This is a genomic window from Streptomyces sp. R302, assembly GCF_012927245.1.
Taxonomy (GTDB): domain Bacteria; phylum Actinomycetota; class Actinomycetes; order Streptomycetales; family Streptomycetaceae; genus Streptomyces.
Genome location: NZ_JABBGE010000006.1, coordinates 104,596 through 128,112, shown reverse-complemented (window position 1 = coordinate 128,112; position 23,517 = coordinate 104,596). Strand labels below are relative to the sequence as shown.

At 71.5% G+C, this 23,517-nt stretch carries 25 protein-coding genes and 3 pseudogenes; 16 read left to right on the top strand and 12 right to left on the bottom strand.

Annotated features, from left to right (window positions below):
- Positions 1 to 24: 24 nt before the first annotated feature.
- Positions 25 to 630, bottom strand: coding sequence for a TetR/AcrR family transcriptional regulator (locus HHL19_RS19680; protein WP_169091418.1), 606 nt, complete (start codon positions 628 to 630; stop codon positions 25 to 27).
- A 170-nt stretch (positions 631 to 800) separates the two neighbouring features.
- Between HHL19_RS19680 and HHL19_RS19675 the strand changes: the two genes are divergently transcribed.
- Entirely contained in the window at positions 801 to 2,228 is a 1,428-nt protein-coding gene (locus tag HHL19_RS19675; protein WP_169091416.1) for a cytosine permease, read from the top strand.
- 61 nt (positions 2,229 to 2,289) lie between these two features.
- Positions 2,290 to 3,942 (top strand): annotated as a pseudogene (locus HHL19_RS19670) (amidohydrolase); the annotation flags it as partial.
- A gap of 45 nt (positions 3,943 to 3,987) precedes the next feature.
- On the opposite strand, the gene HHL19_RS37445 reads toward HHL19_RS19670, so the two are convergent.
- The 4 genes from HHL19_RS37445 to HHL19_RS19650 form a co-directional block, all read right to left on the bottom strand.
- Positions 3,988 to 4,869, bottom strand: a complete 882-nt coding sequence (locus HHL19_RS37445; protein ID WP_346768330.1) for a F510_1955 family glycosylhydrolase — start codon at positions 4,867 to 4,869, stop codon at positions 3,988 to 3,990.
- A gap of 417 nt (positions 4,870 to 5,286) precedes the next feature.
- A complete protein-coding gene (locus HHL19_RS19660; RefSeq protein WP_169091414.1) occupies positions 5,287 to 5,919 on the bottom strand; it encodes a DUF305 domain-containing protein in 633 nt (210 codons plus the stop codon).
- 92 nt (positions 5,920 to 6,011) lie between these two features.
- On the bottom strand, positions 6,012 to 6,437 hold the full coding sequence (locus HHL19_RS19655) for a DUF6153 family protein (RefSeq protein WP_169091413.1): 426 nt from the start codon (positions 6,435 to 6,437) through the stop codon (positions 6,012 to 6,014).
- A gap of 90 nt (positions 6,438 to 6,527) precedes the next feature.
- On the bottom strand, positions 6,528 to 6,872 hold the full coding sequence (locus tag HHL19_RS19650) for a tetratricopeptide repeat protein (protein WP_169091412.1): 345 nt from the start codon (positions 6,870 to 6,872) through the stop codon (positions 6,528 to 6,530).
- Between the two features lie 136 nt (positions 6,873 to 7,008).
- Between HHL19_RS19650 and HHL19_RS19645 the strand changes: the two genes are divergently transcribed.
- The 5 genes and pseudogenes from HHL19_RS19645 (at position 7,009) to HHL19_RS19625 (ending at position 11,105) form a co-directional block, all read left to right on the top strand.
- Positions 7,009 to 7,974: a pirin family protein gene (locus tag HHL19_RS19645; protein ID WP_169091411.1), complete on the top strand. Its 966-nt coding sequence runs from the start codon at positions 7,009 to 7,011 to the stop codon at positions 7,972 to 7,974.
- 1,482 nt (positions 7,975 to 9,456) lie between these two features.
- On the top strand, positions 9,457 to 9,840 hold the full coding sequence (locus HHL19_RS19640) for a hypothetical protein (RefSeq protein ID WP_169091410.1): 384 nt from the start codon (positions 9,457 to 9,459) through the stop codon (positions 9,838 to 9,840).
- Between the two features lie 184 nt (positions 9,841 to 10,024).
- Positions 10,025 to 10,414: pseudogene (locus HHL19_RS19635) on the top strand (hypothetical protein); the annotation flags it as partial.
- A gap of 148 nt (positions 10,415 to 10,562) precedes the next feature.
- Entirely contained in the window at positions 10,563 to 10,781 is a 219-nt protein-coding gene (locus HHL19_RS19630) for a hypothetical protein (RefSeq protein ID WP_169091408.1), read from the top strand.
- 99 nt (positions 10,782 to 10,880) lie between these two features.
- The gene (locus HHL19_RS19625) at positions 10,881 to 11,105 is read left to right on the top strand and encodes a hypothetical protein (RefSeq protein WP_169091407.1); all 225 of its coding nucleotides are present in this window, start codon (positions 10,881 to 10,883) and stop codon (positions 11,103 to 11,105) included.
- Here HHL19_RS19625 and HHL19_RS19620 read toward each other — a convergent pair.
- A complete protein-coding gene (locus tag HHL19_RS19620) occupies positions 11,084 to 11,494 on the bottom strand; it encodes a metalloregulator ArsR/SmtB family transcription factor (RefSeq protein WP_346768308.1) in 411 nt (136 codons plus the stop codon). The two genes, HHL19_RS19625 and HHL19_RS19620, sit on opposite strands and share 22 nt — an antisense overlap.
- Before the next feature lie 181 nt (positions 11,495 to 11,675).
- Between HHL19_RS19620 and HHL19_RS19615 the strand changes: the two genes are divergently transcribed.
- The 4 genes from HHL19_RS19615 (at position 11,676) to HHL19_RS19600 (ending at position 14,323) form a co-directional block, all read left to right on the top strand.
- On the top strand, positions 11,676 to 12,707 hold the full coding sequence (locus tag HHL19_RS19615) for a sporulation protein (protein ID WP_169091406.1): 1,032 nt from the start codon (positions 11,676 to 11,678) through the stop codon (positions 12,705 to 12,707).
- A gap of 222 nt (positions 12,708 to 12,929) precedes the next feature.
- Complete coding sequence (locus HHL19_RS19610) at positions 12,930 to 13,448, top strand: redoxin domain-containing protein (RefSeq protein WP_240981731.1); 519 nt, start codon at positions 12,930 to 12,932, stop codon at positions 13,446 to 13,448.
- A gap of 110 nt (positions 13,449 to 13,558) precedes the next feature.
- Positions 13,559 to 14,014: a TerB family tellurite resistance protein gene (locus HHL19_RS19605; protein ID WP_169091405.1), complete on the top strand. Its 456-nt coding sequence runs from the start codon at positions 13,559 to 13,561 to the stop codon at positions 14,012 to 14,014.
- A gap of 45 nt (positions 14,015 to 14,059) precedes the next feature.
- Positions 14,060 to 14,323, top strand: coding sequence for a GlsB/YeaQ/YmgE family stress response membrane protein (locus HHL19_RS19600; RefSeq protein WP_169091404.1), 264 nt, complete (start codon positions 14,060 to 14,062; stop codon positions 14,321 to 14,323).
- A 107-nt stretch (positions 14,324 to 14,430) separates the two neighbouring features.
- Here the strand turns inward: HHL19_RS19600 and HHL19_RS19595 are convergent, their stop codons facing one another.
- From HHL19_RS19595 to HHL19_RS37440, 6 genes and pseudogenes are all read right to left on the bottom strand, one after another.
- Positions 14,431 to 15,363: a M56 family metallopeptidase gene (locus HHL19_RS19595; protein ID WP_169091402.1), complete on the bottom strand. Its 933-nt coding sequence runs from the start codon at positions 15,361 to 15,363 to the stop codon at positions 14,431 to 14,433.
- 5 nt (positions 15,364 to 15,368) lie between these two features.
- Positions 15,369 to 15,773, bottom strand: coding sequence for a BlaI/MecI/CopY family transcriptional regulator (locus HHL19_RS19590; protein WP_169091950.1), 405 nt, complete (start codon positions 15,771 to 15,773; stop codon positions 15,369 to 15,371).
- A 368-nt stretch (positions 15,774 to 16,141) separates the two neighbouring features.
- Complete coding sequence (locus tag HHL19_RS19585) at positions 16,142 to 16,636, bottom strand: hypothetical protein (RefSeq protein ID WP_169091400.1); 495 nt, start codon at positions 16,634 to 16,636, stop codon at positions 16,142 to 16,144.
- A 184-nt stretch (positions 16,637 to 16,820) separates the two neighbouring features.
- On the bottom strand, positions 16,821 to 17,651 hold the full coding sequence (locus tag HHL19_RS19580; RefSeq protein WP_169091398.1) for a DUF3592 domain-containing protein: 831 nt from the start codon (positions 17,649 to 17,651) through the stop codon (positions 16,821 to 16,823).
- A 125-nt stretch (positions 17,652 to 17,776) separates the two neighbouring features.
- Positions 17,777 to 18,649: a glycosyltransferase gene (locus HHL19_RS19575; protein WP_169091396.1), complete on the bottom strand. Its 873-nt coding sequence runs from the start codon at positions 18,647 to 18,649 to the stop codon at positions 17,777 to 17,779.
- Between the two features lie 223 nt (positions 18,650 to 18,872).
- Positions 18,873 to 19,382: pseudogene (locus tag HHL19_RS37440) on the bottom strand (phosphorylase); the annotation flags it as partial.
- Between the two features lie 412 nt (positions 19,383 to 19,794).
- Here HHL19_RS37440 and HHL19_RS37435 point away from each other — a divergent pair.
- The 5 genes from HHL19_RS37435 to HHL19_RS19545 all read left to right on the top strand — a co-directional run bounded on the left by HHL19_RS37435 (position 19,795) and on the right by HHL19_RS19545 (position 23,401).
- Positions 19,795 to 20,001, top strand: coding sequence for a hypothetical protein (locus HHL19_RS37435; protein WP_240981730.1), 207 nt, complete (start codon positions 19,795 to 19,797; stop codon positions 19,999 to 20,001).
- Positions 20,002 to 20,280: 279 nt separating this feature from the next.
- Positions 20,281 to 20,739: a hypothetical protein gene (locus tag HHL19_RS19560; protein WP_169091393.1), complete on the top strand. Its 459-nt coding sequence runs from the start codon at positions 20,281 to 20,283 to the stop codon at positions 20,737 to 20,739.
- Between the two features lie 87 nt (positions 20,740 to 20,826).
- Positions 20,827 to 21,414 carry a toxin gene (locus HHL19_RS19555; RefSeq protein ID WP_240981759.1) on the top strand — a complete coding sequence of 196 codons (588 nt, stop codon included), beginning with the start codon at positions 20,827 to 20,829 and terminating at the stop codon, positions 21,412 to 21,414.
- A 65-nt stretch (positions 21,415 to 21,479) separates the two neighbouring features.
- Entirely contained in the window at positions 21,480 to 22,730 is a 1,251-nt protein-coding gene (locus tag HHL19_RS19550) for an MAB_1171c family putative transporter (protein WP_169091391.1), read from the top strand.
- A gap of 98 nt (positions 22,731 to 22,828) precedes the next feature.
- Positions 22,829 to 23,401 (top strand): hypothetical protein, encoded by a 573-nt coding sequence (locus tag HHL19_RS19545; protein WP_169091389.1) that lies wholly within the window; start codon positions 22,829 to 22,831, stop codon positions 23,399 to 23,401.
- The last annotated feature ends 116 nt before the right edge of the window (positions 23,402 to 23,517 follow it).

The following is a 23,517-nucleotide window of genomic DNA, read 5'->3' as shown; positions in this document are numbered from 1 at the left end:
AGGGGCGAGACTCAGGCACGTCACTCAGGCGCGCGGTACGAGCAGGGCCGCGGCGGCCCGGGCGGACTCCAGGGCGGGGCGGGCGCCGGGGGTGGAGTCCTGTCCGAGGACGACCCTCGTGCTCAGGCCGTCGAGGAGGGCGAGGAGTTCGGAGGCGCGGGCCGCCGCGTCGAGCGGGGCGAAGCGGCCGCGGGCCGCGCCCGCGGCGAGCAGGGACTCCAGGTCGCGCTGCCAGTCGGCGTCCAGTTCCCGCTGGGCTTCGCGGAGTTCGGGGTTGCCCGCGGTCCTGGCCCAGAGTTCGATCCAGAGAGTCCAGCGCGGATCGCGCGGCCCGCGCGGCAGATAGAGGCGGAGGAAGTCGTCGAGTTTCCGCTCGGCGCCGGTCCGGCGGCCGAGCAGTGCCCTGCGCTCCTCGGCGAGCGCGGCCTCGCTCCAGCGCAGCGCGGCGAGCAGCAGCCGGTCTTTGGATCCAAAGTAGTAGAGGATGTGGCCGCCGCTGGTGCCGAGCCGTTCGGCCAGCGCGGACATGGTGAGGGAGGCGAGGCCGTCCTCGGCGATCGCCGCCATGGCCTCCTCCAGCATCCGCTCCTGGGTGACGTGTCCGTCGCGCCGCCGTGCCGCCCCTGCCATCGCCGCCGCCCCGCTTCCTCGCTCCGGTCCGCCGTCGTACAGCCCTGACCTTAGCCGGATTCCCGCCAGGGTCTTGACGTGTCCGGAACTGTCACTCATCTTGACTGCCATTCAAGAACTTAGAACGCCATTCAAGATCGCCATGCAGGATCCAGACAGAGGAGCGTGATGTGCTCGACCACGACACGACGGCACCACAGACCGCCACCCGGGACGAGGTCTTCCAGGTCGAGGAGCACGGCATCGACCCCATCCCCGACGCCGAGCGCCACGGCAGCGCCAAGGACGTCTTCTGGGTCTGGTTCGGCTCGAACCTCACCTTCACCTACGTCATCAACGGCGCCCTCGCCGTAGCCTTCGGCCTCTCCTTCTGGCAGGCCACCGCCGTCGTCGTGATCGGCGGCCTCTCCTTCCTCGCCATCGGCGCCGCCGGCCTCGGCGGCGTCCGCACCGGCACCGCCACCCTCGTCCTCTCCCGCGCCGCCTTCGGCCTCCGCGGCAACCGCCCCGCCGGCGCGCTCAACTGGCTCGTCAGCATCGGCTACACGGTCGTCAACACCGTCGTCGGCACCCTCGCCCTGGAAGCCTTCCTCGCCGCCCTCGGCTGGTCCGGCGGAGCCGCGCCCCGCGCCCTGGCGCTCGCCGTCACCCTCGCCCTGACCTTCGCGATCTCCTTCTGGGGCCACGCCACCGTCCAGTTCGCCGAGCGCTGGATGGCGTACGTCCTCGCCGTCGGCTTCGGCGTCCTCGTCGTCCTCCTCGTGCCGGGCGCCGACACCTCCGCCCCCGCGAGCGGGCCCGGTGCGGCCGGCTGGAGCCTGGCCTTCGTGGTGATGCTGGCCGGCCCCTTCTCGTACCTCCCGATGCCCGCCGACTACACCCGCTACCTCCCCCGCACCACCAGCCTGCGCGCCGTCACCGCCGGCGGCGCCCTCGGCGGCTTCCTCTCCTCCGTCGCCCTCGGCGTCGCGGGCGTCGCCGCCGCCACACAGACGGACATGACCGACGCCGTCGCCGGCGCCGAGAGCCTGCTGCCCGGCTGGTTCCGGCCGGTCTTCCTCGCCCTCGTCCTCGGCGGCTCCGTCACCAACTCCGTCATCACCCTGTACTCCTCCGGCCTCAACCTCCAGGTCCTCGGCATCCCCTGGAACCGCGCCCGCGCCCTCGCCGTCAGCGCCGCCGTGACCGCCGCGGGCTCCCTCGGCGCCCTGTTCCTCACCGACTTCACCACCTCCCTCCTCTCCTTCCTCTCCCTCCTGATCATCGTCTTCGCCCCCTGGGGCGGCGTCTTCCTCGCCGACATGGTCCTGCGCCGCTGCCGGTACGACTCCGATGCCCTGCACCGCACCGACCCCGACGGCGCCTACTGGTACCGATCCGGCTGGCACCCCGCCGGCGCCGCCGCCCTCCCCGCCGGCGCCGCCGCCCTCCTCGCCGGCGGCGTCTTCTCCGCCCTCACCTGCGACTCCGCCCTCTGGACCGGCCCGCTCGTCGCGCCACTCGGCGGCGCCGACCTCACGCTCCTCGGCGCACCCGTCGCCGCGCTCGTGTACGTCCTCCTGGCCCGCCGCACCGCCGTCCCGCACCCGGCCGCCTGACCGGACCCGCCACACCCGCGACCGCCGCCACCCCACCCGTACGACAAGGAACGCACCCCGCATGAACGGCACCACCCCCGCGCCCGCCCCCGTGCCCGCCGACCTGCTCCTCACCGGCGCCCGTGTCCACACCGTCGACCCCGCCCTGCCCGAGGCGGAGGCGATGGCCGTACGGGACGGGCGGATCGCCTGGCTCGGCGCCGACGCGGACGCCTCCGCCTGGACCGGCCCCGACACCCGCGTCCTCGACGCCGGCGGACGGCTCGTCCTGCCCGGCTTCGTCGACGCCCACAACCACGTGAGGCTCGGCTCCGACGACACCTGCGTCCAGCTCGCCGGCGCCCGCACCCTCGACGAGATCCACGCGCGCGTGCGCGGCTGGCACGCCGCCCACCCCGACGCCCCCTGGATCGAGGCCGAGGCCTTCGACTACTCCGCGATCCCCGGCGGCCGCATGCCCACCGCCGCCGACCTCGACCCCGCCACCGGCACCACCCCCGCCCTCGTCCTCAGCTACGACGTCCACACCGCCTGGCTCAACACCGCCGCCCTGCGCGCCCTCGGAGTCGACCGCGACCACACCGACCTGCCCTTCGGACGCGCCGTCACCGACCCCGTCACCGGCGAACCCACCGGCTTCGTCAAGGACTTCGCGGTCAAGGGCCTGTCCCGCGACGGCCACCGCGCCCTGCGCGCCCTCGGCGTCCCCTGGGCCTCGCCCGACCGCCAGTACGGCCGCCTCGCCCGCAGCCTCGACGACGCGATCCGCTTCGGCATCACCACCGTCGTCGAACCCCAGAACTCCCTCGACGACCTCACCCTCTTCGCACGCGCGCGTGCCGAGGGCCGGCTCCGCTCCCGGATCGTCGCCGCCCTCTTCCACCCCCGCGGCACCACCGACGCCGACCTCGACGCCTTCGAGACGGCAGCCGCGGAACACGCCGACGACCGCTTCCGCGTCGGCCCGCTGAAGCTCTACATCGACGACGTCGTCGAACCCCGCACCGCCGCCCTCCTGGAGCCGTACGCGGGCTGTGCCCACCACCGGGGCGGCACCTTCTACCCGCCGGAGGAGTTCGCCGAGCTGCTCACCCGCCTCGACGCCCGCGGCTTCCAGTGCTTCGTGCACGCCACCGGCGACCGCGGCATCCGCACCGTCCTCGACGCCATCGCCCACGCGCGCGTGGCCAACGGTCCGCGCGACGCTCGCCACCAGGTCGTCCACGTCGAGTGCCTCGACCCGGCCGACACCCCGCGCTTCGCCGAACTCGGCGTCGTCGCCTGCATGCAGCCCCGCCACGCCGCCCCCGACATCGCGGGCCCGGGCCAGGACTGGGCCGAGAACATCGGCCCCGACCGCTGGCACAAGGCCTGGCCGCTCCGCGACCTGCGCGACGCGGGCGCCGTCCTCGCCCTCTCCAGCGACTGGAACGTCGCGGAGATGGACCCCATGGTCGGCATCCACGCCGCCGTCACCCGCCGCCCGCTCGCCGGCGGCGAGCCCTGGACGGCGGGCCAGACCCTCACCGTCGCGGAGGCCGTCGAGGGCTACACGATGGGCTCGGCGTACGCGAACTTCCTGGAGCACGAGCGCGGCTCGCTCACCGTCGGCAAGCTCGCCGACTTCGTCGTCCTCTCCCGCGACATCCTGCGCATCGCCCCGGAGGAGATCCCCGGCACCGTCGCGGAGACGGTGGTCGTGGGCGGCGAGGTGGCGGTGGGGCCCTCCGCAAGACGAGCCCCCCCCCGCACGCCTCTGTCAGTGCCCGTCCTCCCCGGCCCCGGACGCCACCTCCATCCGGCGTACGAAGGAACGGCCGGCGTCCCTCGACTCGTAGACCCCGTCCCCCGAGGCCACGAGCAGCCGGCGCGCGTCCACGACGGTCAGCGCCTGCGGGCCCCCTCCACCGGGAACGGGGCCCACCCGGATCCAGGCCCGCCCACCGTCCCCGGAACGGAAGAGAACCCCGTCCGGCGACACCCCGAACAGCGCGTCGCCCGCACCCCACGAGACATACGCGAGGACCTGCCCGGCCCCGGCCGAGAAGGTTCTGCCGCCGTCGGCACTCCGGGCGACGCCGCTCTCGGTCGTGGCGAGCACGACTTCCGGGTCGGCCGGCGAGACCGCGATGTCGAGGGCACGGAGCTCCGCCCTGTCCTCCCAGACGACCTGGTCCCGGGTCACCCGCAGCCGCCCGTTGCCGCTGTCATAGCCGTAGACCGACCCGCCGGGGACGGTGTCGAGGGAGTGGAAGTCGACCTCGCCGCCGAGGGACCTCTCCTTCCAGGTGCGTCCGGTGTCGCCAGAGGTGACCAGACCGAGGTTCGAGGGGCCGCCGCTGCCCGGGGCGGGGTGACCACTGGCCAGGAACGTACCGTCAGCGGCGACGGTGAACCCCATGAAGTCGTCCCGCCGCTCCCCGACGAGCACGGGCGCGCCGCCGGCCCCGGGGGAGTAGATCCCCTCGTGCGTCGCGACGTAGAGGGTGTCTTCGTGGAGGCCGAGGCCATGGATATGGGTGAGGGGGGAGGCCGCTCCGCTGGATCGACTGGCGTGGTCGGATCCTGGGGACTGCGAGCAGGCGGTCAGGGCGAGGGCGAGGGCGGCGGAGATGGCCGCGGTTCGGGGGAGGCGGAGCATGGTCATGGTTCTTTCGTTTGCCAGGAGGTGACGGAGAGGGCGCGGAAGATCGGATCCGAGATCCGAGATCCGAGATCCGAGATCCGGACTCGGGAACCTGGACCTGGATCTTGGAAGTGGGATGCTGGATCCGAGAGACGGAATCGGGCATCCGGGATTCTGGATCCGGATTTTGGATCCGAGATCCTGGATCCAAAATCCGGACCGTGGATCCAAAATCCGGGGCACGGAATCCCGGATCCAGAAGCTTGGATCCGGAATCCCGGATCCCGGGCCCGCCCCGAGTAGTTGGAGCGGGCCCGGAGGTCGACCGAGGGCCGGACCGGATCACAGATCACGGATGTGGGCTACCGGATCACGGATGTTGGATACCGGATGTTGCATCCACATCCGTGACCCACGGATCCCGATCGCGTGTCAGAGGCGGTCGAGGATCTTCCTCAGCTCGGCGATCTCCGCGGTCTGAGCGGTGACGACCTCGCCGGCCAGGGCCTTCGCCTCCGCGTTGCCGCCGTCCTTCTGCTCGGTCTTCGCCATCTCCACCGCGCCTTCGTGGTGGGCGATCATCAGCTCCGCGAACGTGCGGTCGAAGTCCTTGCCCTTCGCGGCGGCGAGGTCCTTCATGTCCTGCTCGGACATCATCCCGGCCATGCCGTGGTCCATCCCGGCGGATTCGGGCTTGCCCCAGCCCTTCAGCCAGGCCCGCATCTTCTGGATCTCGGGGTCCTGTGCCTTCTCGATCGCCGCGACGATCTTCTTCACGTCGGCGTCCTCGGCGCGCCCGTCGGCGAGCTCGGCCATGTCCAGGGCCTGCTCGTGGTGGGGGATCATCATCTGCGCGAACATCACGTCCGCGTCGTTGAAGGTCCCTGCGGCGGCCGAGGGAGCGGTGGCGGTGGCGGTCGTGGAGGGCGTGCCGCCGTGGGCCATGCCGTTCGTGGTGCCGTCGTTGCCGCAGGCGGCGAGGAGCAGGGCGGCCGCGGCGACGGCGCCGGTCAGGCCGAGGGCGCGGGTGCGGGTGCGGGTGGTGCGCTTGCGGAAGGTACGCATGGTGAGTCCTCGTGTGCTGTACGTACGGGTCAGGGGGCTGGTACCGGTGGCGCGCGGGCAGCGTGGAGCGGCCCGCGGCGAGGGGGTACGGCCTAGATCCGCAGGACGGACAGTCGGGCGAGGTCGGGAGGGAGGGGCGGCGGGGCGTGCGGCGCGAGCGCCGGGGCGAGCCGTGCGAGGAGGAGGGCGAGCCAGTCGGGGTGGCGGCCGAGCGCGGCCCGGACGAGGCCGGCGAGCAGCCAGCCGGCGAGGACGGCCACGCAGAGCGTGGTCATGTCCATCCCGGAGCCGGGCGCGTGCCCGTCGTCCGGTTGCGGCGAGCCGTGGTCGGCTGCGGCCGGACCGCCGCCGTGGTTGCCGGTGTGCGCTGCTCCCGTCGTGGAGGTGCCTGCCGCTGAGCCCTCGGGATGGCCCACGGAATGCATCATGAACACCCCGAGTGCGAGCACGGCGACGAGCAGGAGGTGCGCTGCGGCACCTCCCGCTCGCTCGCCGTGGCGCGGCCGGGGTCTGGGCATGATCGGGTCCTCCTGGGCCTGACCATACCGCGCGGGGGTATCAGTTCCGCGTCAGGACGCCCCATGGCCAGTCGCCGGGGCGTCCTGCTGTCAGGACGGCAGCTCGCCGCTCATCGCCGCGGCCATCCGCAGGTGCGGGGCGGCCTCGTCCTGGCGGCCCTGGCGCTCCAGGGTGCGGCCGAGCATCAGCCGGGCGTAGTGCTCCACCGGGTCGCGCTCCAGGATGGCGCGGAGCTCGGTCTCGGCGGGCTTCAGCTGGGCGGAGTGGTAGTAGGCGCGGGCGAGCAGCAGCCGCTGGGCCGTCTGGTCCGGGTGCTCGGCGACGAGGCCGCGCAGGATACGGACGGCGGTCTGGTACTCCTTCGCGTCGAAGAACAGCTGCGCCCGGCTCCAGCGGTCGGCGGCCGTTCCGAACTCGTAGTACGTGTCGCTCACTTGCTCTCCCTGTTCCGGGGTGCCGGATCTGCCACCCTGTGGGGTGGTCCGACCTCGTCAACACCGAAGACTAGTTGAACATTCCACTACTAGGATGCTTTCTGATGTCCCCCCACTGGAGAGGTGTCGATCCCCGATGAGCAATCTCGACCGCCAGGCCGAGCTCGCCGTGTGCGGTGGCCGCGGCTTCGTCGTCGCCGAGCCCGTACGCGAACTCCTCAGCCCCCGGCGCGTCCGCCTGGGCGAGTCGACCGAGGTGCGGCGCCTGCTGCCGAACCTCGGCCGCCGGATGGTCGGCGCCTGGGCCTTCGTCGACCACTACGGCCCCGACGACATCGCCGACGAACCCGGCATGCAGGTGCCGCCCCACCCGCACATGGGCCTCCAGACCGTCAGCTGGCTGCACGAGGGCGAGGTCCTGCACCGCGACTCGACCGGCAGTCTCCAGGCGATCCGCCCCCGCGAACTGGGCCTGATGACCTCCGGCCGGGCGATCTCCCACTCCGAGGAGAGCCCCCGCCCGCACGCCCGCTTCCTGCACGGTGCTCAGCTGTGGGTCGCCCTGCCCGACGCCCACCGGCACGTCGAGCCGCACTTCCAGCACCACGCCGACCTGCCGCAGGTCACCGCGCCCGGCCTCACCGCCACGGTCATCCTCGGCTCCCTCGACGGCGCGACGTCGCCGGGGACCACGTACACGCCCCTCGTCGGCGCCGACCTCGCCCTCGCCGCCGGCACCGAGACCGAGCTGCCGCTCGACCCGGACTTCGAGTACGCCGTCCTCTCCATGTCCGGCGAGGTGCACGTCGACGGCGTCCCCGTCCTCCCCGGCTCGATGCTCTACCTCGGCTGCGGCCGCACCCACCTCCCCCTCCGGGCCTCCTCCGACGCGGGCCTGATGCTCCTCGGCGGCGAACCCTTCGAGGAGGAGATCGTCATGTGGTGGAACTTCGTCGGCCGATCCGGTGACGAGATCGCCCAGGCGCGCGAGGACTGGGAGAAGGGCTCGCGGTTCGGCGAGGTACACGGCTACGACGGTGCCCGCCTGACCGCCCCGGAACTGCCCGCAGCCCCGCTGAAGCCGCGCGGACGAGTGCGCTGACCTGGGGAAACGTGCGACCGCCGCAGCTGCGTTCCGGCTGACGGCTGCCATGGTCGGACCCTCGATCCGGCACGTGCCGGCGCTCGGGGATCGGGGGTCCAGCGGCTCTGGGAGGGAACTTGGAGCCACTCGTCTCGGGCAGGTGTGACAAGGTTCAATCGGATCGATGCCGACCTTTTGCTGACTTATCTGATCAAGAGTCAGGTGGCTCTCGTCGTCGGGTCGGTCCGTCACGCGGACCGCGCGGGCCGGGCGGATGGACGCTGCTCGGCGTGCCGGGTCCAAGGTGGCCAGAAGGGAAGGGAGGCGGAGAAGATGGCCGCGCCCAGAGTGGCGATGCTCGTCCACGCGACGGGGAAGCCTCCTTCGGGGCCCTCGAAAGCGGTGACGGCGGGGAAGCCGGTGGCCCAGCCCGGTACCGGTGAGGTCGGTCAGTGCGGTCGCCGCCTACTACCGGGGCCGACGGCGGCTCCGACGATCCAAAGCGAGGCCGAGGCCGCCATCCAGATCAGGGTGCGGCAATGAACGACGCCGCTAGGCAGGTGTCGCAGGCGCCACACGTGATAGCTCAGGCGCTCCTCGACCCGCATTCCAGGGATGCATGGGTCGGTCGAACTGCCGACGAGGTGGAGAGCGACGTTGTCTCAGGCGTTGACGTCAGCAGTAGATGATCGGACCGGGGGAGCTGGCGGGGGCATACGCGTCGATCTGCCCTACCCGCCAGCGCAGCCGAGGCGCGGTCAGCGTCCCGTGTTTGAAGCAGGCAAGTGCCAACAGAGCGCGTAGCTCGGTCTGTTCCGGAGGGCGGGCGGTGGTAGGGGCTTCTCCTGTGAAGCCGGCGCGGATGAGTGAGGTGGCCTTGACTGTGGTGTGGGCACGGCACTACGTCCTCTGTCGTTGCCGGGTCTGCAGAGTTCGCGGCCGTGTTCGCAGCGACGCCCCTCGAAGAAGTCGACGATCCCGGGGAGCAGAGGCCCATAGGAGTTACTTCTTCTCCTGTTGTCCGAGCCTAGGGCTACTGGGCCATGGAGGCGAGCGCGCCTGATGCCCCCGGGCGGTCGACGGTGAGTTTCGCCGTCGGCCGTCGGCCGTCGGGCGTCGGCGGTCGGCGGTCGATGGTCGGGCGGTGGAGTGACGGGGGAGGCCCTCGATCGGAGATCGCCTTTCCTTTGCAGTGGTGTAGAAGCCGCGTCTCCGCCGGCCGATCCCGCCCGGATCCCCATCCCAGGACGACGACGAGTGAGCGACCCGCAATGGGTGAGCCTCCCAGCACGAGCCGTGCCACCACCTCCCCTGACGCGCCGAACCGGGGAGCGGAGGTGTGGCTCTGTCCGCGAGAACGGGTTCTGGCACAACTTCCGTGATGGCTGGCTACGGGTCACTCTCCGTGGTCGTGGGCAGCTGGACAGCTTGGCATAGATCCGAAAGCCAGCTATGTTGAACGTGTTCGAATTGAACGGGTTCAATTGGGGAGGGGTAGGTATGGAGCGTGGGCTTGTTCGTACGGGGCAGTCGGTGCTCGCGGTGGCTGCAGTCGTGTCTCTTCTGCCGGCATTGGCCATCGGTCTGCCCACCGGGCTCGGAGGGATATTCCTCCTCACCGCCATGCCGGTATCCCTCCCGCTCTTCCTGCGACGCTCGCCCCGGGCGTTCGCCTGGACGTCCCTCATCATCGGTACTGGCCTGCTGGCCTGGGCGGTGGTGGGTCTCATCGTGGCACTGTTCTTGTTCATGCCTGCGGCTCTGATGCTGCAGGCAGCCGCGTTCGTGGACGCTCGCACTCGGCCGGGCGTGCTGGGGGGAGTTGCCGCGTTGGGCGTTCCGCTGGCATCCGGCCTCATGTACTACGGCATCCCTGGCCTCTGACGAACGAGCACTCCGGCGGAGTCGTGAGGCGGCTGTCCTCACCGCGAGTGATCCACCTTCACAGAAGTTGCGCCAGAGCCCGAGTTTCGACAGCACCCCAGCCTCGTCGTGGGCTGGGCGTGTTCGACCAGAACGGCCGTCCAGCGGCCCCGACCGATATCGCCTGGCGGGTCGGTGCCCCCAGCTCATCACCCGCTCCCTCACCCAGTCCCAGACCCCGGCCGCCGACATCGTCGCCGTCCTGGCCGCCGCCGGGCTCGACGCGGTCCTCGCCCAGGCGTCCGAAGCCGACCGTTCCCGCCTTCTGGTCAGGGACGGCGACCGCGTCCTCGGGTCGGGGCACGCCCGGGGCGTCCTCGTCGCCCGCACCCGTGGCAGGAACCTCGCCGCGCGCGACCTCGCCCGCCCCGTACCGGAGCCGGCCGCCACCGGCACCGTCTCCGACGCCATCGAGCACCTCCGCCGGCGACGGGCCTCCCTCGCCCTCGTGCGCGACGGCGAGGGCGAACTCGCCAGCCTGGTCAGCCTGGACGACGACCTCCTCGTGCGGATCATGGGGCCGCAGACGGCCTGAGGCCGCCGTGTCGGGCCGCTCCGCGCACGCTTTCGGACGATGTTGGCGGAGAACCGATCAGGCGCGTTCGCGGAGGCACGCGCCCGCCTATCCTCTACAAGCGTGTAGAGGCGCGGTGGTCGCGCCTTTCGACTGCCGGAGGTTCGTCATGGCTTCGATCGATCTCGACAAGGTGCTGGACAAGGCGTGGGCGGACAAGGGCCTCCCCGAGATCCTCGCCGCGCCCGTCGCCGCCCTGAAGGGCGTCTCCGACCGTGACGGCGAGCTCCTGGAGCAGGCGTTCGGCGTCAAGACCGTCGCCGACCTGGCCGAGTTGAAGTACGTCCGGTGGGCGCAGGCCCTCGCGGCGCTGGACGCCGCCAAGTAGTCGTGCCTCCACGCTTCGGCGCCTCGGGGTGAGTCCGCGAGGTGCCGAAGCGTCGCCATTTCCCGCCTTTGCCCACTCGCGAAACCGAGGTGATCGCGCATGACCGAACACGTACCGGGATGGGAATCGGCCCTCCTCGTAGGAGGTCCTGCCGACGGGGCGCGCGTGCGGGTGCAGGGTCGGCCCGGCCTTGTCCAGGTGACGTATCCCTGCGAGGTGGAGGATCCGGCGGACGGCATGCGGGCGACGGCCGTCTATCTCTACCGCCGTGACAGCCGAGAGCCGGGCCCGCTGCGGTACGGCTACGACCCCGCCGCTCCCTGATCGGTGGCCCGCCGGCGCGTGGCCAGCCGCTCCGTCGCGCGCCGGAGTTCCGCGACGGCGTGCGGGTCCTCGGTGAAGTACACCTGCCGCCGCCCGTCCCTGCGGACGCCGACGAGGCCGGCCCGCCGAAGGGTGAGGAGGTGCTGGCTGACCGTGGACGCGGCGCCGCCGACCTGCTCGACAAGGTGTGTCACGTCGCTCGGTCCCTGCGCGAGGACGTGGAGGACGCGCAGGCGGACGGGGGAGGCGAGCGCGGCGAAGACCCGGACGATCTCACCGGGATCGTCGCCGGGATCCCGGTCGGGGTTGTGGCCGAGATCGCGGCCGAGGTCGTCGCCGAGATTGCGGCCGGGGTCGTCGCCGATACCGCCCGTTCCTGCCGTGTTCACCTGCTCGTGTTCCTCTTCGCCGTTGGTCGGGGCCCGAGTTCGGATCGCATGGGCCGACGCGCGTGGAGCGGCATGGGGGCGACCCTCACCGCCCCTATGCTTCTACACGAGTGTAGATGGCCGGTGTGTGCATCGGTCGAAGTGCTCGATCCCGCAAGCGATATGAAGGAGTGAACGCCCGATGGTGTTCAAGCGTCTGCTCGGCTCTCTCGGCGTAGGGGGCCCGTCGGTGGACACGGTGCTCGACCCGGGTGCGGTGGCGCCCGGTGGCGTCGTCGCCGGACAGGTCCATCTCCAGGGCGGCAACGCCGACTTCACGGTCGAGCACGTCACCCTGGAACTCGTCGCCCGCGTCGAGGCCGAGTACGACGAGGGCGAGGCGGAGGGCATGGTGGCCTTCGACCGGCACGTCGTCGCGGGCGGCTTCCGGCTGGCCGAAGGGGAGCGCCGCAGCGTGCCGTTCTCCTTCGCGCTGCCGTGGGAGGCGCCGATCACCGAGCTGTACGGGCAGGGCCTCGGCATCGTCCTCGGTGTACGCACCGAGCTCGGTGTGGCCGGCGCCAAGGACAAGGGTGACCTCGACCCGCTCGCCGTACGCCCGCTGCCCGCCCAGGAAGCGATCCTGGAGGCGTTCGGACAGCTCGGCTTCGGCTTCAAGTCCGCCGACCTGGAACTCGGTCGCATCGGCGGGACGGGCCAGCAGCTCCCCTTCTACCAGGAGATCGAGCTGTCCCCGGCGCCGCAGTACGCCCACCAGGTCAACGAGATCGAGGTGACCTTCCTCGCCGGGCCCGCCGGCCTGGAGGTGGTCCTGGAGGCCGACAAGCGCGGCGGCTTCCACTCCGAGGGGCATGACGCCCTGACGCGCTTCACGGTCGGCCACCGCGGTGTCGAGCAGACCGACTGGAAGGCCGAGGTCGAGGGCTGGGTCCGGCAGCTCGTCGAGCACCGCGGCTCGTACGGTTCGCACGGCTCGTACGGGCAGGCCGGTGGAGCGCTCTTCGCGCAGGGCGGCCATGGTGACCACCACCACGGCGGTCACCACAGGGACGGCCACCGTTCCGGTCCGGGCATGGGGGCGGCGGTCGCCGCCGGTGCCGCGGGCCTGGCAGTCGGCGTGGTCGGTGGCATGGTGGCCGCCGAGGTCGTCGACGAGGTGGGCGACTTCTTCGAGGGGGACGAGGAGGGAGGGGGCGAGGGCGACGAGGGCTGACCGGAGGTCGTGAGAGGCGAGCGGCGCGACGGCGGAAGACGGTCCGGGGTGTCGCCCGCCGTCGCCAGCCGTCGCCCGCCGTCGCCCGCTGGGCCGGGCCGATGTGCGCCGGACGGGGGCCGACCCGCGTGTGGCGGCGTCCGCGGCCCAGGCCTCACTGCTCCAGGCATGTAGTTTCCGGAGGGGCCCGCCTCTCCGGAAACTACATGCCTGGAGCCCGCCATGCCTGTGAGTCGTATGCGCCGTTCCCTGCTCGCCGCCTCGGCAGCGGCAGTCCTCGCCGTCACCGTGGTGGCCTGCGGCCGGGCGGCGGGGGAGTCCGAGGGGGTGCACGGCCCGTCGGAGGCGCTCGCGTTCGTCTCGGCGACGCTGGACTCGAAACCGTTCGAGGGGCGCTCGCTCGCCGGGCAGCCGGCGGTGCTGTGGTTCTGGGAACCGTCGTGCGTCGCATGCCGGACGCAGGCGCCTGAGGTCGCGATGACCGCGGACCTGTACGAGGGGCGGGTCAACGTCCTCGGCGTCGCCGGTGGTGGCGGCGAGGCCCTTCGCCGGGACTTCGCCGAGCTGACCGGTACGCGAGGACTGCTTCACCTTTCGGATCCCGGCAAGGAGGTGTGGGGAAGGTTCGGTGTCTCCACGCCGGGTGTGTACGTCCTGCTCGACCGGGGCGGAGACGTGGTCGTGCGAGGAGCCGGACTGGAGGGCCGCCTCGCGAAGGAGGTCGCCGCGCTGGTGCGCTGACCCGCGTTCACCCGCACCTGATAGCTTCTACAGTAATGTAGAAGATGGTTCGCCCGGGCCATCACCCCACCCGGCCCGGGCGACCCTCCACGCTTTCTAGGGAGTTCTCGATGGCCCTGTGGGACCGCATCAAGGAGTCCGCGTCGACGATGCAGACGCAGCTGATGGCGAAGAAGAACGACCTCACGTCCGGTGCCTTCCGTGACGCCTCCATGGCGATGTGCGCCCTCGTGGCCGCCGCGGACGGCACGATCGACCCCTCGGAACGCCAGAGGGTCGCCCAGCTCATCGCCACCAACGAGGTCCTGCGGAACTTCGACGCGGCCGACCTCCAGCGCCGCTTCGACGAGAACCTGAACAAGCTGACCGCCGACTTCGACTTCGGCAAGGTCAGCGTGCTCCAGGAGATCGCCAAGGCGAAGAAGAAGCCCGCCGAGGCCCGCGCCGTGATCCAGATCGGCATCGTCATCGGCGGCGCCGACGGCGACTTCGACAAGACCGAGCAGGCCGTCGTCCGCGAGGCGTGCTTCACCCTCGACCTGCCGCCGCACGAGTTCGACCTGTAACGGGCTTTCCCGTTACCGCCGTACGAGACAGGGAAAAGGACAGCTATGGAGATCTCGGGCATCATCAGCGCGATCGTCATCGGCGTCGTCATCGGCACCCTGGGCAGGCTCGTCCTGCCCGGCCGGCAGCGGATCGGCGTCCTGTGGACGATCGCCGTCGGCATCGTCGCCGCCCTCGTCGGCACCGCCCTCGCGGCGGGTCTGGGAGTCGCGGACACCAAGGGCATCGACTGGATCGAGTGGACCATCCAGATCGGCCTCGCCGCAGCGGGCGTCGCCGCGCTGGAGAGGTTCAAGGCACGCGCCTGAGGCGGGCGGGGAGGGGCTTCGGCGACCGACCGCCCCTCCCCGCCCCCCTGTATGGGTCCCTCTATGCATGGGTCCGTCTATGCATGGGTCCCTCTATACGGGTCCCCCTATATCGGGGTGGCGGCGTGCAGGATGAAGAAGAGCGTCACCGCCGCGTTCGCGGAGGACAGCGCCGACACGGTCGTCCCCGCCGTGGCGCCCCAAGCGGCCAGCCCGACGGCGGTGAACACCGGCGGCCAGATCCGTGGCGAAGGAGCCGGCCCGAGCAGGGCCGCCACCCGGCGCGGTACCGGCCCGGCCGCGTCGGCGAAGTGCGCCAGAGCGGCGACGGGTGAACCCCGTGAGATCAGCGCCGACTTGGCCACCGCCCGTGCCACGGTTCGACGGCTGCCCACGGCCAGGGCCGCCTCCTCGTCCGCCCACCGCTCGGTCGAGTAGGCGACGGCCGTACGCAAGGGCCGCAGGAACGGGTTCGCCCGAGCCGCGAGTTGGACGGTCAGCAGGAACCGGTGATGGCGCCGGGACAGATGTGCCCGCTCATGGGCGAACAGAGCCCTTCGCTCGCCGGAGTTCAGCCCGGCCAGCATGCCGGTCGTGACGACGATCCGGCCGCGACCGCCGGGCAGGGCGTAGGCGTACGGGGAGGCGTCGGGCAGCACCGCCACGGGCGAACCGGGCAGTCCGGCCAGAGCCCGCTCGGCCCGCCTCCGGACCCGCAGGTGGCGCCACGCCGTCGCCGTGCAGGCGGCGAGTACGGCGACGAGGGCGGGGATCGCGATCCGTCCGGCGATCTCGTCGTAGGGAACGGCCGCGCGGACCTCGGGATCCGACCACCCGTCGGGCAGGGGGTTTCCGGGCAGTTGGGCGGTCCCCACCACCATGAGCAGCCCGAGGCACAGGGTGCTGCATACGGCGAGAACGGCCGCGACCGCGCTCAGCAGCCAGGTCGCGGCCCTGGGATGGAGATGGTGCTCGGCCAGCCGTGCGACGGGCCAGGCCGTCAACGGCAGTACCAACGGCAGGAAGACGAAGACCCCCATGGCACCTAGTCTCCCTCCTCCGAGGGCTCCGTGGCCTCCAGCAGCGCGCGCAGCAGCCGCTCGTCCCCCGGCGACAGCGTGCTCACGAAACTCGTGAGGACGGCCTCGCGGTCTGTCTCGGAATCCAGAACCCGCCGCATGCGCAGCGCGGCCAGCCCCGCCTCGTCCGCGACGGCCGTCCACTGGAACGAGCGTCCCGACCGTTCCCGCGTGACCGCCCCTTTGACATGCAGCCGCGTCAGGATGGTCACCACCGTCGTATAGGCGAGGTCGCCGCCGATCCGCTCCTGTACCCACCCCGCGGCCACCGGCCCCGGCGCCGCACGCAGCGCGGCCAGTACCTGCGTCTCCAGCTCGCCCTGCCCCCGCCGGCGCGGAGCCGCCCGGTCGCCACCCCTGTGCTCCGTCATGACTTCGGCCTCCTGCCGTCCAGGCGCCCCCTGACGCCGCGAGCGCGGTTCATCGTACTGACCACCGCGCGTTTCCCTGCCGTCCATGGGCGACGCCGACGCGTGCTGTGGGAGCCGAGCGAGGAGGACGTCCAGCGCCTGGGGACGGCCGCCTACGTCGTGGACGAGGGCCAGCGCCGTGGCGGTCTCGACGTCGGTCTCCGGGGTGATGAGACGGCCGCCGTCCGCGTCCGAGAGCGGGGGAAGGCCGATGGCGTCCGCGAAGGATCCGTACCGGAACGGATGGGTGGTCAGCAGGGTGGAAGCGAGGGGACCGCGACCGCGCAGCAACTGCAGCTCGTCCTCACGCAGTTCGTCGGCAATGCCGTTTACGACTCGCAGGCATGGGGCTCCTCGGCCGCCTCGCCGAGGTGGACGGCGAGGCGGCTGAGGAGCCGGGGGAGAGGGGCATCCTTGGTGTGGTCGACGTCCGGGGAGTGGCGGATCACGGCCGCCTGCTCCGCGTAGGTGTCTATGGGAGCCGTCGGCGCGTCCTGGATCGCGGGGTGGATGTGGAACCCGTACACCCCGCCGGGATAGGCAGAGCCGAACCGCCGTGCGTACTCCTGGGCGAGAACGGACCTTCCGATGCCGGGTAGACCGCGGAGCTGCGCGGTTCGGTCGGATCCGGAACCCGGCTGGGCGACAAGCGGGGCGCGGTGCCGGACGAGGGCGATGTGGATGCGCCATTGCTCGGAAAGGCGGTTCGTGAAGCGGGCCGAGCCCGTGCGCGCGGGGCCGGCCGGCAGCCAGGCCGAGGGGCGCGGGTCGTGGCCCGCGGTCGGACGTCCGGCCGCGCCGAGGCGCGCTTCGGTCTCCGCCACGTGCGCTGCGACCTGTGCTGCGAGCCGCGGCAGCGCATTCGGTTCGGAGGGCCAGTTCCGGTGTTTCGCTTCGAGTAGCTCGATCGGGTGGACATGCCCGGCGGGGACCTCGGGGTTGATCACGAGGACGCGACGCCGAGTGTCTCCGCGATGCTCAGTAACGGCGGCGCCGTGCCTGCAAAAGTCATTGTGTGAGGGCTTGTGCTGCCGTGCCTATCAGCTCCGCCGCCGAGACGAGGGTCCACCACAGGCCCAGCATCGCGCAGAGAACGCCCGGCGCGTACTGGTGGCCGAGCGATTCAGACCGGCAGATCACGAACTCGGGCCGGTTCGGGTCGTATGTGACGTCGACCCGGTCGTTCGCGTGGGTGCGGAAAAGCTGGATCGCCGAGTCCGCCGTGATCGTGTCGCCGTCGGTGGTGGTGTAGCGGTAGCGGGGACGCACGGTCTGGCTCGTGTGGTGGTAGCGGACCACGTCGGCTCGTACGGTGATGCCGCGGTGAGCGAGCACCACTGGGGGGCGAAGAAAGAACCAGGCACCTGCCAAGAACGCCAGGCCGAGGTGGAGCAGGATGAGGGATGCCTTGGCCGCAGTGTCTCCTGCGGCGAACCCCGAGATCGCCAGGCAGGTGTACACCGCGGCTACCGTCATCCATCGGCGCTTTCGCCGCGACCAGCCTGGAGCTTCCACACGGCGCACCTCCAGCCGGGCTTCGGGGTCGCGGCGCGCGCCCTCGACAGCCGCAGTGACCACGCGGCGGAAGGCGTGCGCAGCAGTGCTGTTACGGCTATTCACCGCGTACGACGTGATCCTCGTGGACCCGTCGTCGTCTTCCTCGGTGATGTGAAGGCGCACATTGGCCCAACCACCGGTCTCCTCGACGTCCACATGGTGCACGGCTCGCAGAGAAGCGATCACGGTGACATGGCCTTGCCTCATCACCGTGACCATGCCGTCATCGAGACGCAGGCAGCTGCCCGTGCCCTCGAATATCACGCTCTCCGGTCGGCCCATGCGGTCACCATAACTGTCTCCACAACCCCGCAGACCATTCTGAAACGATCAGTAAGCCCCCACCGGCTCCTGGTCCGGGTCCGTCCGCGACCACCTCGCTGGGGGCCGACCTCCGGCCGAGTGGGTCAGACGATCGGGGGGCGTCCGGCCCGCGTGAGGCGGACGACGGTCCGCCAGCTCATCGGCGTACGGCGGCCGTGGCCGCCGCGCAGGCCTTCGCGGAAGCCCGCTGCGGTGGCGCGTAGCGCGGCCCGGTCGCGGAACCGGCACAGGGTGAGCAGGACGAAGGCGGCGAGGTTGAGGGGGATCAGGGGCGCGGGGAGGTTCCTCTTCGCGAGCCAGACGCGGTTGCGGGCGTTGAGCCGGTAGAAGCGGTCGTGGCGGGCGGGGTTGGTCGCGGGGTGGTGGACGACGATGTCGGGCAGGTAGCGGCCGGTGCCGCCCTGGTCCCACAGCCGCCACGCGAGGTCGATGCCCTCGTGGAACAGGAAGAAGTCGCCGGGCCAGCCGCCGGCGGCGTCGAACGAGCTGCGGCGGATCATGACGACGCCCTCGGCCATCACGGTCACGATGCCGGGCCTGGTCGGGTCTCCGGCGCGCAGGCGGGGGACCCAGCGGCGCACGGTGATCCCGGTGTCGGGGTCGGCGATCCGGGGCTGTGCGTAGGCGAGGGACGGCTCGTCGCGCAGGGCCGCGGCGAGCCGGGCGAGGGCGTGGGGGTCGGGCAGGACCGCGTCGTTGTCGAAGAAGAACAGCAGCTCGCCGTCCACGTGCGCGGCGCCGACGTTGCGGCCCTCGGGGATGCCGACGTTCTCCGCGAGCGCGACGCTCTTCACGCCGGACGGGACCTGGGCGGGGGTGCAGCCGTTGCCGACCACGACCACGTCCAGGTCGACGCCCTCCTGAGCGAGGAGGGAGGTCATGGCCTTCGGGAATTCGTCGGGGCGGTCGTTCATTGTCAGAACGACCGCCCCGACGCGGGGTGTGCCAGTGGTCACGGAGGTCGGGTCCCCTTCCGCGCCGGGAACCTGTCCGTCGCCGTCTCGTCATCCGGGAGACGGCCCACCTTAGTCGTGCGGATGCTCTCGTGCGGCGGCGGTCAGGGCGGCGAGCGAGGCCTCGACGGCGGTGTGCAGGGCGGTGTTGGTGCGGGGGTGGTCGAGGTGCGGCCTCCATCTCCGTGGTCAGGACTCCGAGGGCGCCGTAGCGGGCGACCTCGGCGGCCGTCTCCCGGTGCACGGCGCTCGTCGTCCGGCTCTTCCCCTGCCGGTGCTCGGCGTCCCGTACGTGCAGGGCTCCGACAAGGTGCCGGGTCAGTCCGGGTGGGGGGTCGGCGTACGGGCCGGGCGGCAGGTAGTCGTGGGACAGGCCGTCGTCGCGCAGGGCGCGGGTGCACACCACGAGGCCGGCGGGGGCGAGGCTGGTGTGGAGGGAGGCGCCGACGGTGACGACGCGGCGGATGCCGAGGGCGAGGAGCTGTTCGAGGGCGAGGACGAGGGCGGCGACGGCTCCGGGGCCGAAGCCGCCGCAGACCGCGAGGCGCCGTCCGTGCCGTTCGATCAGGCGCAGGTTGCCGCGGACCCAGTCGACACGGCGGCCGCCGTAGTTGGCGACCGGGTGGTTGAGGACGCGGTCCTGGTAGACGAGGACGGTGCCGTCGTGGTCGGCGGGGTCCGGGATCGCGGGCAGCGCGTGCTTGCCGGGGTGGAGCGGCAGGACGGGGTGGATCACGGGCGGGGCCCCCGCGTCGCGAGCGCGTCCGCCAACTGCTGTGCGGCGGCGCGCGGTTTACCGAGTCGACGGTGTGCCAGGGCAGGACGGGGTCGTCCACGTGCCGCAGGTGGTGGTCGCAGTCGAGGTCGTGCGCGGTGAGCGTGGTGGCGAGCTGGTCGCGGGTGATGGTGTGCGGGTCGGTGCCGGCGTCGTAGAGGTCCCCCAGGACGTGGCCGACGCGCCGGTCCCCGCGCGGGCACACCACCTCCAGGTGCCTGCGGGACCTCCACCGATGGCCCCGCGATCCACGCGTGCGGGACTTCGCCGTACGTGTGTATGCCACGGTCGGCTCACCACGCAGCCAAAGCGCCACGAGCCCGCTATCCATCGGCGGGCCCTGGCCTTTGTCGATCCCGTCACGACGAGGTTCATGTGCGCGGACGTCCTGGGCGTGCGGCTCGGCGTGGCCCTGCACGGCTGGGTGCTCCCCGCGATGGGCGACGGCGTGGGGCTGTGCCTCTCCGGCTCCGTCATCGCCGTCTACCACGTGGGCGAACTGCTCCCGCTCGTACGGCCACGGCCCTGCGCACCGAGCAGGACCCGAAGAGGATCCGCGGGCCCGCCGAGTTCCCGATGAACCCGCAGTCCCAGGTTTTTGGCACAGTCCGTCAGGGGTGGGCTGTGGAGCGGCCCCTGACGGACTGGCATACTGCTCGGGTAGCCCTTCGTGCATCCCCCGTCGCGAAGGGCTACACCTATGGGTCCACCGGACGGAATCCGCGCACAGACGTTTCACACGGACAGGGGACTCCCCTGTGGCCCCCTGGCCGTGTTTTTTGTAGTTAACAGTGACGTAGAGTGTTTACGCAAGCTCGGCACTTGCGCCGGTGCATGATGCGAACAGTAGGTAAACAGGATGGACATCGGCGAGGAACGCGTACCTGAACTGCAGTCGTTGCAGCAGAAGGTCGAGTACATGCTGGAGAAGACCTTCCCGGGCCAGAAGGTGTCCGGGCGGACCTTCGCCGAGCTGGTCAGGGAACGTGGCGGCTCCCTCTCCCACAGCTACTTCTCGAACATCCTGGCCGGGAAGGTCGCGCAGCCCTCCGAGGAGATCCTCAAGGCGCTCGGGCTGGGCTTCGGCGTCGACTGGCGGTTCTTCAAGGAGGAGTCGGAGGTCGTCGGCGACGTGGTCGCCGGGCTCCGGTTCCTCGCCCAGCGGCGCTCCGGCGAGATCAGCGGTGTCGCCGCCCGGGGTGTCGGCGACGACGGACTGCCCGCGGAACTGCTGGAGTTCGCGCTCTCCCTGCTGGCGGACACGAAGGCCGAGCAGCGACCCGACGGCTCGGCGGAGGGCGAGGATCCGGGGAGCTAGGGATACGCGGCTCCGTGTGGACGACCGGCATTGGCTAGACTCGCCGAGCGCATGTCACACACGCGTGACGACGACCAAGAGGCCCCCATGTCCCTGCGCGAACTGCGCAAAGAGTGCGAAGCCGGCCTGGCCGACCTTCCCATACCGGCCCCGTTCACCGTCGATGGCCTGGTGGCGAACATGGAGGCGGCCCGCGGCCGGACCATCGTCCTCCAGGAACTGCCCGAACGGCTGGCCCGCGTCAACGCGGCCTGCGGTCTGCGGCTGAAGTCCGGTACCACCAGTTACGTGCTCTACCGGCGCCGCCCCACCGCGTACCAGACCCAGCACGTGATCCTGCACGAGCTGTGCCACGAGTGGTTCGACCACGGCACCAGCCTGGACGCGGACCAACTGCGGGCGCTGCTGCCGGTGTTCGACACCTCGCTGATCAAGCGGGTGCTCTCCTCCGACACGGTCCAGGCGCGTGCCCAGTACGGCACGCACGACGAGCGCGTCGCCGAGTTCGGCGCCTCCCTCATCCCGCGCATGGCCAGGGACGTGACCAGCGACGACATGGTCGGACGCCTTGCCAACTCCCTCTCCCGGCCCGTCGCGCACCGGCGCCGCTCGTTCCTCCGCGGCACGTTCTTGCGCGACAGGTTCTTGCGCGACACGTTCTTCCGCCGCCCGTAGCGCACGACTCCGGGCACGGCCCCCCACCGCCCCCCACCACCCCGCAGCACACCCGAGGAACCCACGTGACCGGACTCGACCTTGCCGGCTACCTCATCGCCGGTCTGATGACCGCCGTCGCCCTGTGGCGCATGCCGGCCGCGCTCTGGGGCGATGAGGAGGACAAGCGCCGCCGCGCCCTGTGGGGCTGCTACGCGGGCTTCGCCGTCGCCCTGTGGACCAAGACCCAAGTGGTCCGAATAGGTCTCAACAACAGCTCCGTCGTGGACCTCGCGGTGCTGATCAAGCACTACACGTCGACCATCGCCATCCTGGCGATCCTCAGTTACATCGTCGCCATCTACGGCCACTTCCCTGAGGGCGGGGCGGTCCCCCGCCACGTACGGTTCGCGCGCATCGTCCAGCGGGTGGCGGCCAAGGCCTCCGTGGCCACCCTCATCCTCCTGACCGTGCTCTTCTTCACCGTGGTGGACCGCTCGATCCCCTCGGACCGGTTCGTGGCCGAACACGCCGGCCAGTGGGGTGCCACGCTCTACATGAGCGTCTTCTACCTGTACTTGGGCGCCGCGTCCGCCGTGTCCGCCTATCAGTGGGCCCTGGCCACGGCCGACGCCGGGGCGCTCCATCTCCGGGTGGGTCTCGGCATGATGACCTTCGCGATGTTCATCGGTGTCGGCTACACCCTCAGCCGGACCCTGTTCCTGTGGATCAGCGTGGTCGACCGGCCGAGCGAGCACTTCGCGCTGGTCTTCGACGAGGCCACCGAAGCCGCCCAGGTGGTCCTCTTCGCCCTCTTCGCGCTCGGCGCCTCCATTCCCGCCTTCAGCAAGGGCTGGCGGCGGGCCCGGCTGTGGCGGGCCCAGGCGAATCTGCATCCGCTGTGGCGCGAGCTGATGACGGCCTTCCCCGACCAGCCCTTCGCCCCGCCGGCCTCGCTCGCCCGGGAGCTGACCCGCTTCGGCACCCCCGCGGACCTGCGCGTCGACCGATGGGCGGCCGATATCGCGGACGCCGTCGAGAAGCTGCGTCACTACGTGCCCGACGGCCTGCTGACCGCCGCCAAGGAGGCCGCCGAGAGCGAGGCCGAGGACCCGGGGAAGGCCGGCTCGCTCGCCGACGCCTACTGGATCAAGGCGGCCCTGGTCGCCAAGGCGGAGGGCGCGCCCGCCGGGAAGGCCGCCGCCTTCGAGACCAAGCACGCCACCGACCAGGACGGCGAGGTCGCCTGGCTGGTACGGGTGGCCGCCGCCTACCAGGACATCCCGGAACAGCGGACCCGCGTCGTCCTGCGGTCCGGCCTGGAGCGCAACGCGTGAACACCCCCGCCGGAACCCCCGCCGGAACCTCCATCGGATCCCCTGCCGGAACCTCCATCGGATCCCCTGCCGGAACCTCCACCGAAGCGTCCGCCGATATGGGCGTCACCACGGCCGCCCGCGTGGTCACCGACGTCCTGCAGCCCCGCAATGTCCTGCTCGTGGGCATGCTCGGGATCGGCCTGGCCGCGGCCGGCCACTGGACCGGCCTGCTGTGGGGTCTGCTCGGCGCCCTGTGCGCCGGGCTGATCCCCGCCGGTTACATCGAATGGGAGCGCAAGCGAGGCACCTGGGGCGACCGCCATGTGGTCGATCGCACCCAGCGGGCGCCGATCTTCTTCGTCATCCTCGGTTCCCTCGGCACCGGGTCGCTGGTCATGCTCCTCGGCGGCGCACCCACGGCCATCCTGGTCGCGATGCTCGGCCTGTGGGTGATGACCGTCGGGCTGCTCGCGGTGAACACCGTCTGGAAGATCTCGGTGGACTCCGCCGTGGCCTCGGCGGTGGTGGCCCTGCTGGCCGCGGTGCACTCGCCGTGGTGGCTGATCGCCTCCTCGCTCACGGCCGCCGTGTGCTGGTCCCGGGTCGCGCTGAGCTACCACACGGTGGCCCAGACCCTCGCCGGAGCCTCACTGGGCGCGTCCACCGCGGCGGCGTTCCTCTTGGGGTGAGGGACGCGGACCACGGCGAGGTCCTCGGCCGGGACTGAGCTGGTCCCCGTCTCCGAGCCGCCCAAGCAGGGGACGGTCGCGGGCGGGGCGGCTGGAAGGCCGTTCGTGTGGGGAGG

Bases quoted from the DNA above. Each gene is read 5' to 3' on its own strand.
- HHL19_RS19680 (WP_169091418.1), bottom strand. From the start codon at position 630: ATGGCAGGGGCGGCACGGCGGCGCGACGGACACGTCACCCAGGAGCGG.
- HHL19_RS37445 (WP_346768330.1), bottom strand. From the start codon at position 4,869: ATGCTCCGCCTCCCCCGAACCGCGGCCATCTCCGCCGCCCTCGCCCTC.
- HHL19_RS19660 (WP_169091414.1), bottom strand. From the start codon at position 5,919: ATGCGTACCTTCCGCAAGCGCACCACCCGCACCCGCACCCGCGCCCTC.
- HHL19_RS19655 (WP_169091413.1), bottom strand. From the start codon at position 6,437: ATGCCCAGACCCCGGCCGCGCCACGGCGAGCGAGCGGGAGGTGCCGCA.
- HHL19_RS19645 (WP_169091411.1), top strand. From the start codon at position 7,009: ATGAGCAATCTCGACCGCCAGGCCGAGCTCGCCGTGTGCGGTGGCCGC.
- HHL19_RS19640 (WP_169091410.1), top strand. From the start codon at position 9,457: ATGGAGCGTGGGCTTGTTCGTACGGGGCAGTCGGTGCTCGCGGTGGCT.
- HHL19_RS19630 (WP_169091408.1), top strand. From the start codon at position 10,563: ATGGCTTCGATCGATCTCGACAAGGTGCTGGACAAGGCGTGGGCGGAC.
- HHL19_RS19625 (WP_169091407.1), top strand. From the start codon at position 10,881: ATGACCGAACACGTACCGGGATGGGAATCGGCCCTCCTCGTAGGAGGT.
- HHL19_RS19615 (WP_169091406.1), top strand. From the start codon at position 11,676: ATGGTGTTCAAGCGTCTGCTCGGCTCTCTCGGCGTAGGGGGCCCGTCG.
- HHL19_RS19610 (WP_240981731.1), top strand. From the start codon at position 12,930: ATGCCTGTGAGTCGTATGCGCCGTTCCCTGCTCGCCGCCTCGGCAGCG.
- HHL19_RS19605 (WP_169091405.1), top strand. From the start codon at position 13,559: ATGGCCCTGTGGGACCGCATCAAGGAGTCCGCGTCGACGATGCAGACG.
- HHL19_RS19600 (WP_169091404.1), top strand. From the start codon at position 14,060: ATGGAGATCTCGGGCATCATCAGCGCGATCGTCATCGGCGTCGTCATC.
- HHL19_RS19595 (WP_169091402.1), bottom strand. From the start codon at position 15,363: ATGGGGGTCTTCGTCTTCCTGCCGTTGGTACTGCCGTTGACGGCCTGG.
- HHL19_RS19590 (WP_169091950.1), bottom strand. From the start codon at position 15,773: ATGACGGAGCACAGGGGTGGCGACCGGGCGGCTCCGCGCCGGCGGGGG.
- HHL19_RS19580 (WP_169091398.1), bottom strand. From the start codon at position 17,651: ATGGGCCGACCGGAGAGCGTGATATTCGAGGGCACGGGCAGCTGCCTG.
- HHL19_RS37435 (WP_240981730.1), top strand. From the start codon at position 19,795: ATGTGCGCGGACGTCCTGGGCGTGCGGCTCGGCGTGGCCCTGCACGGC.
- HHL19_RS19560 (WP_169091393.1), top strand. From the start codon at position 20,281: ATGGACATCGGCGAGGAACGCGTACCTGAACTGCAGTCGTTGCAGCAG.
- HHL19_RS19555 (WP_240981759.1), top strand. From the start codon at position 20,827: ATGTCCCTGCGCGAACTGCGCAAAGAGTGCGAAGCCGGCCTGGCCGAC.
- HHL19_RS19545 (WP_169091389.1), top strand. From the start codon at position 22,829: ATGGGCGTCACCACGGCCGCCCGCGTGGTCACCGACGTCCTGCAGCCC.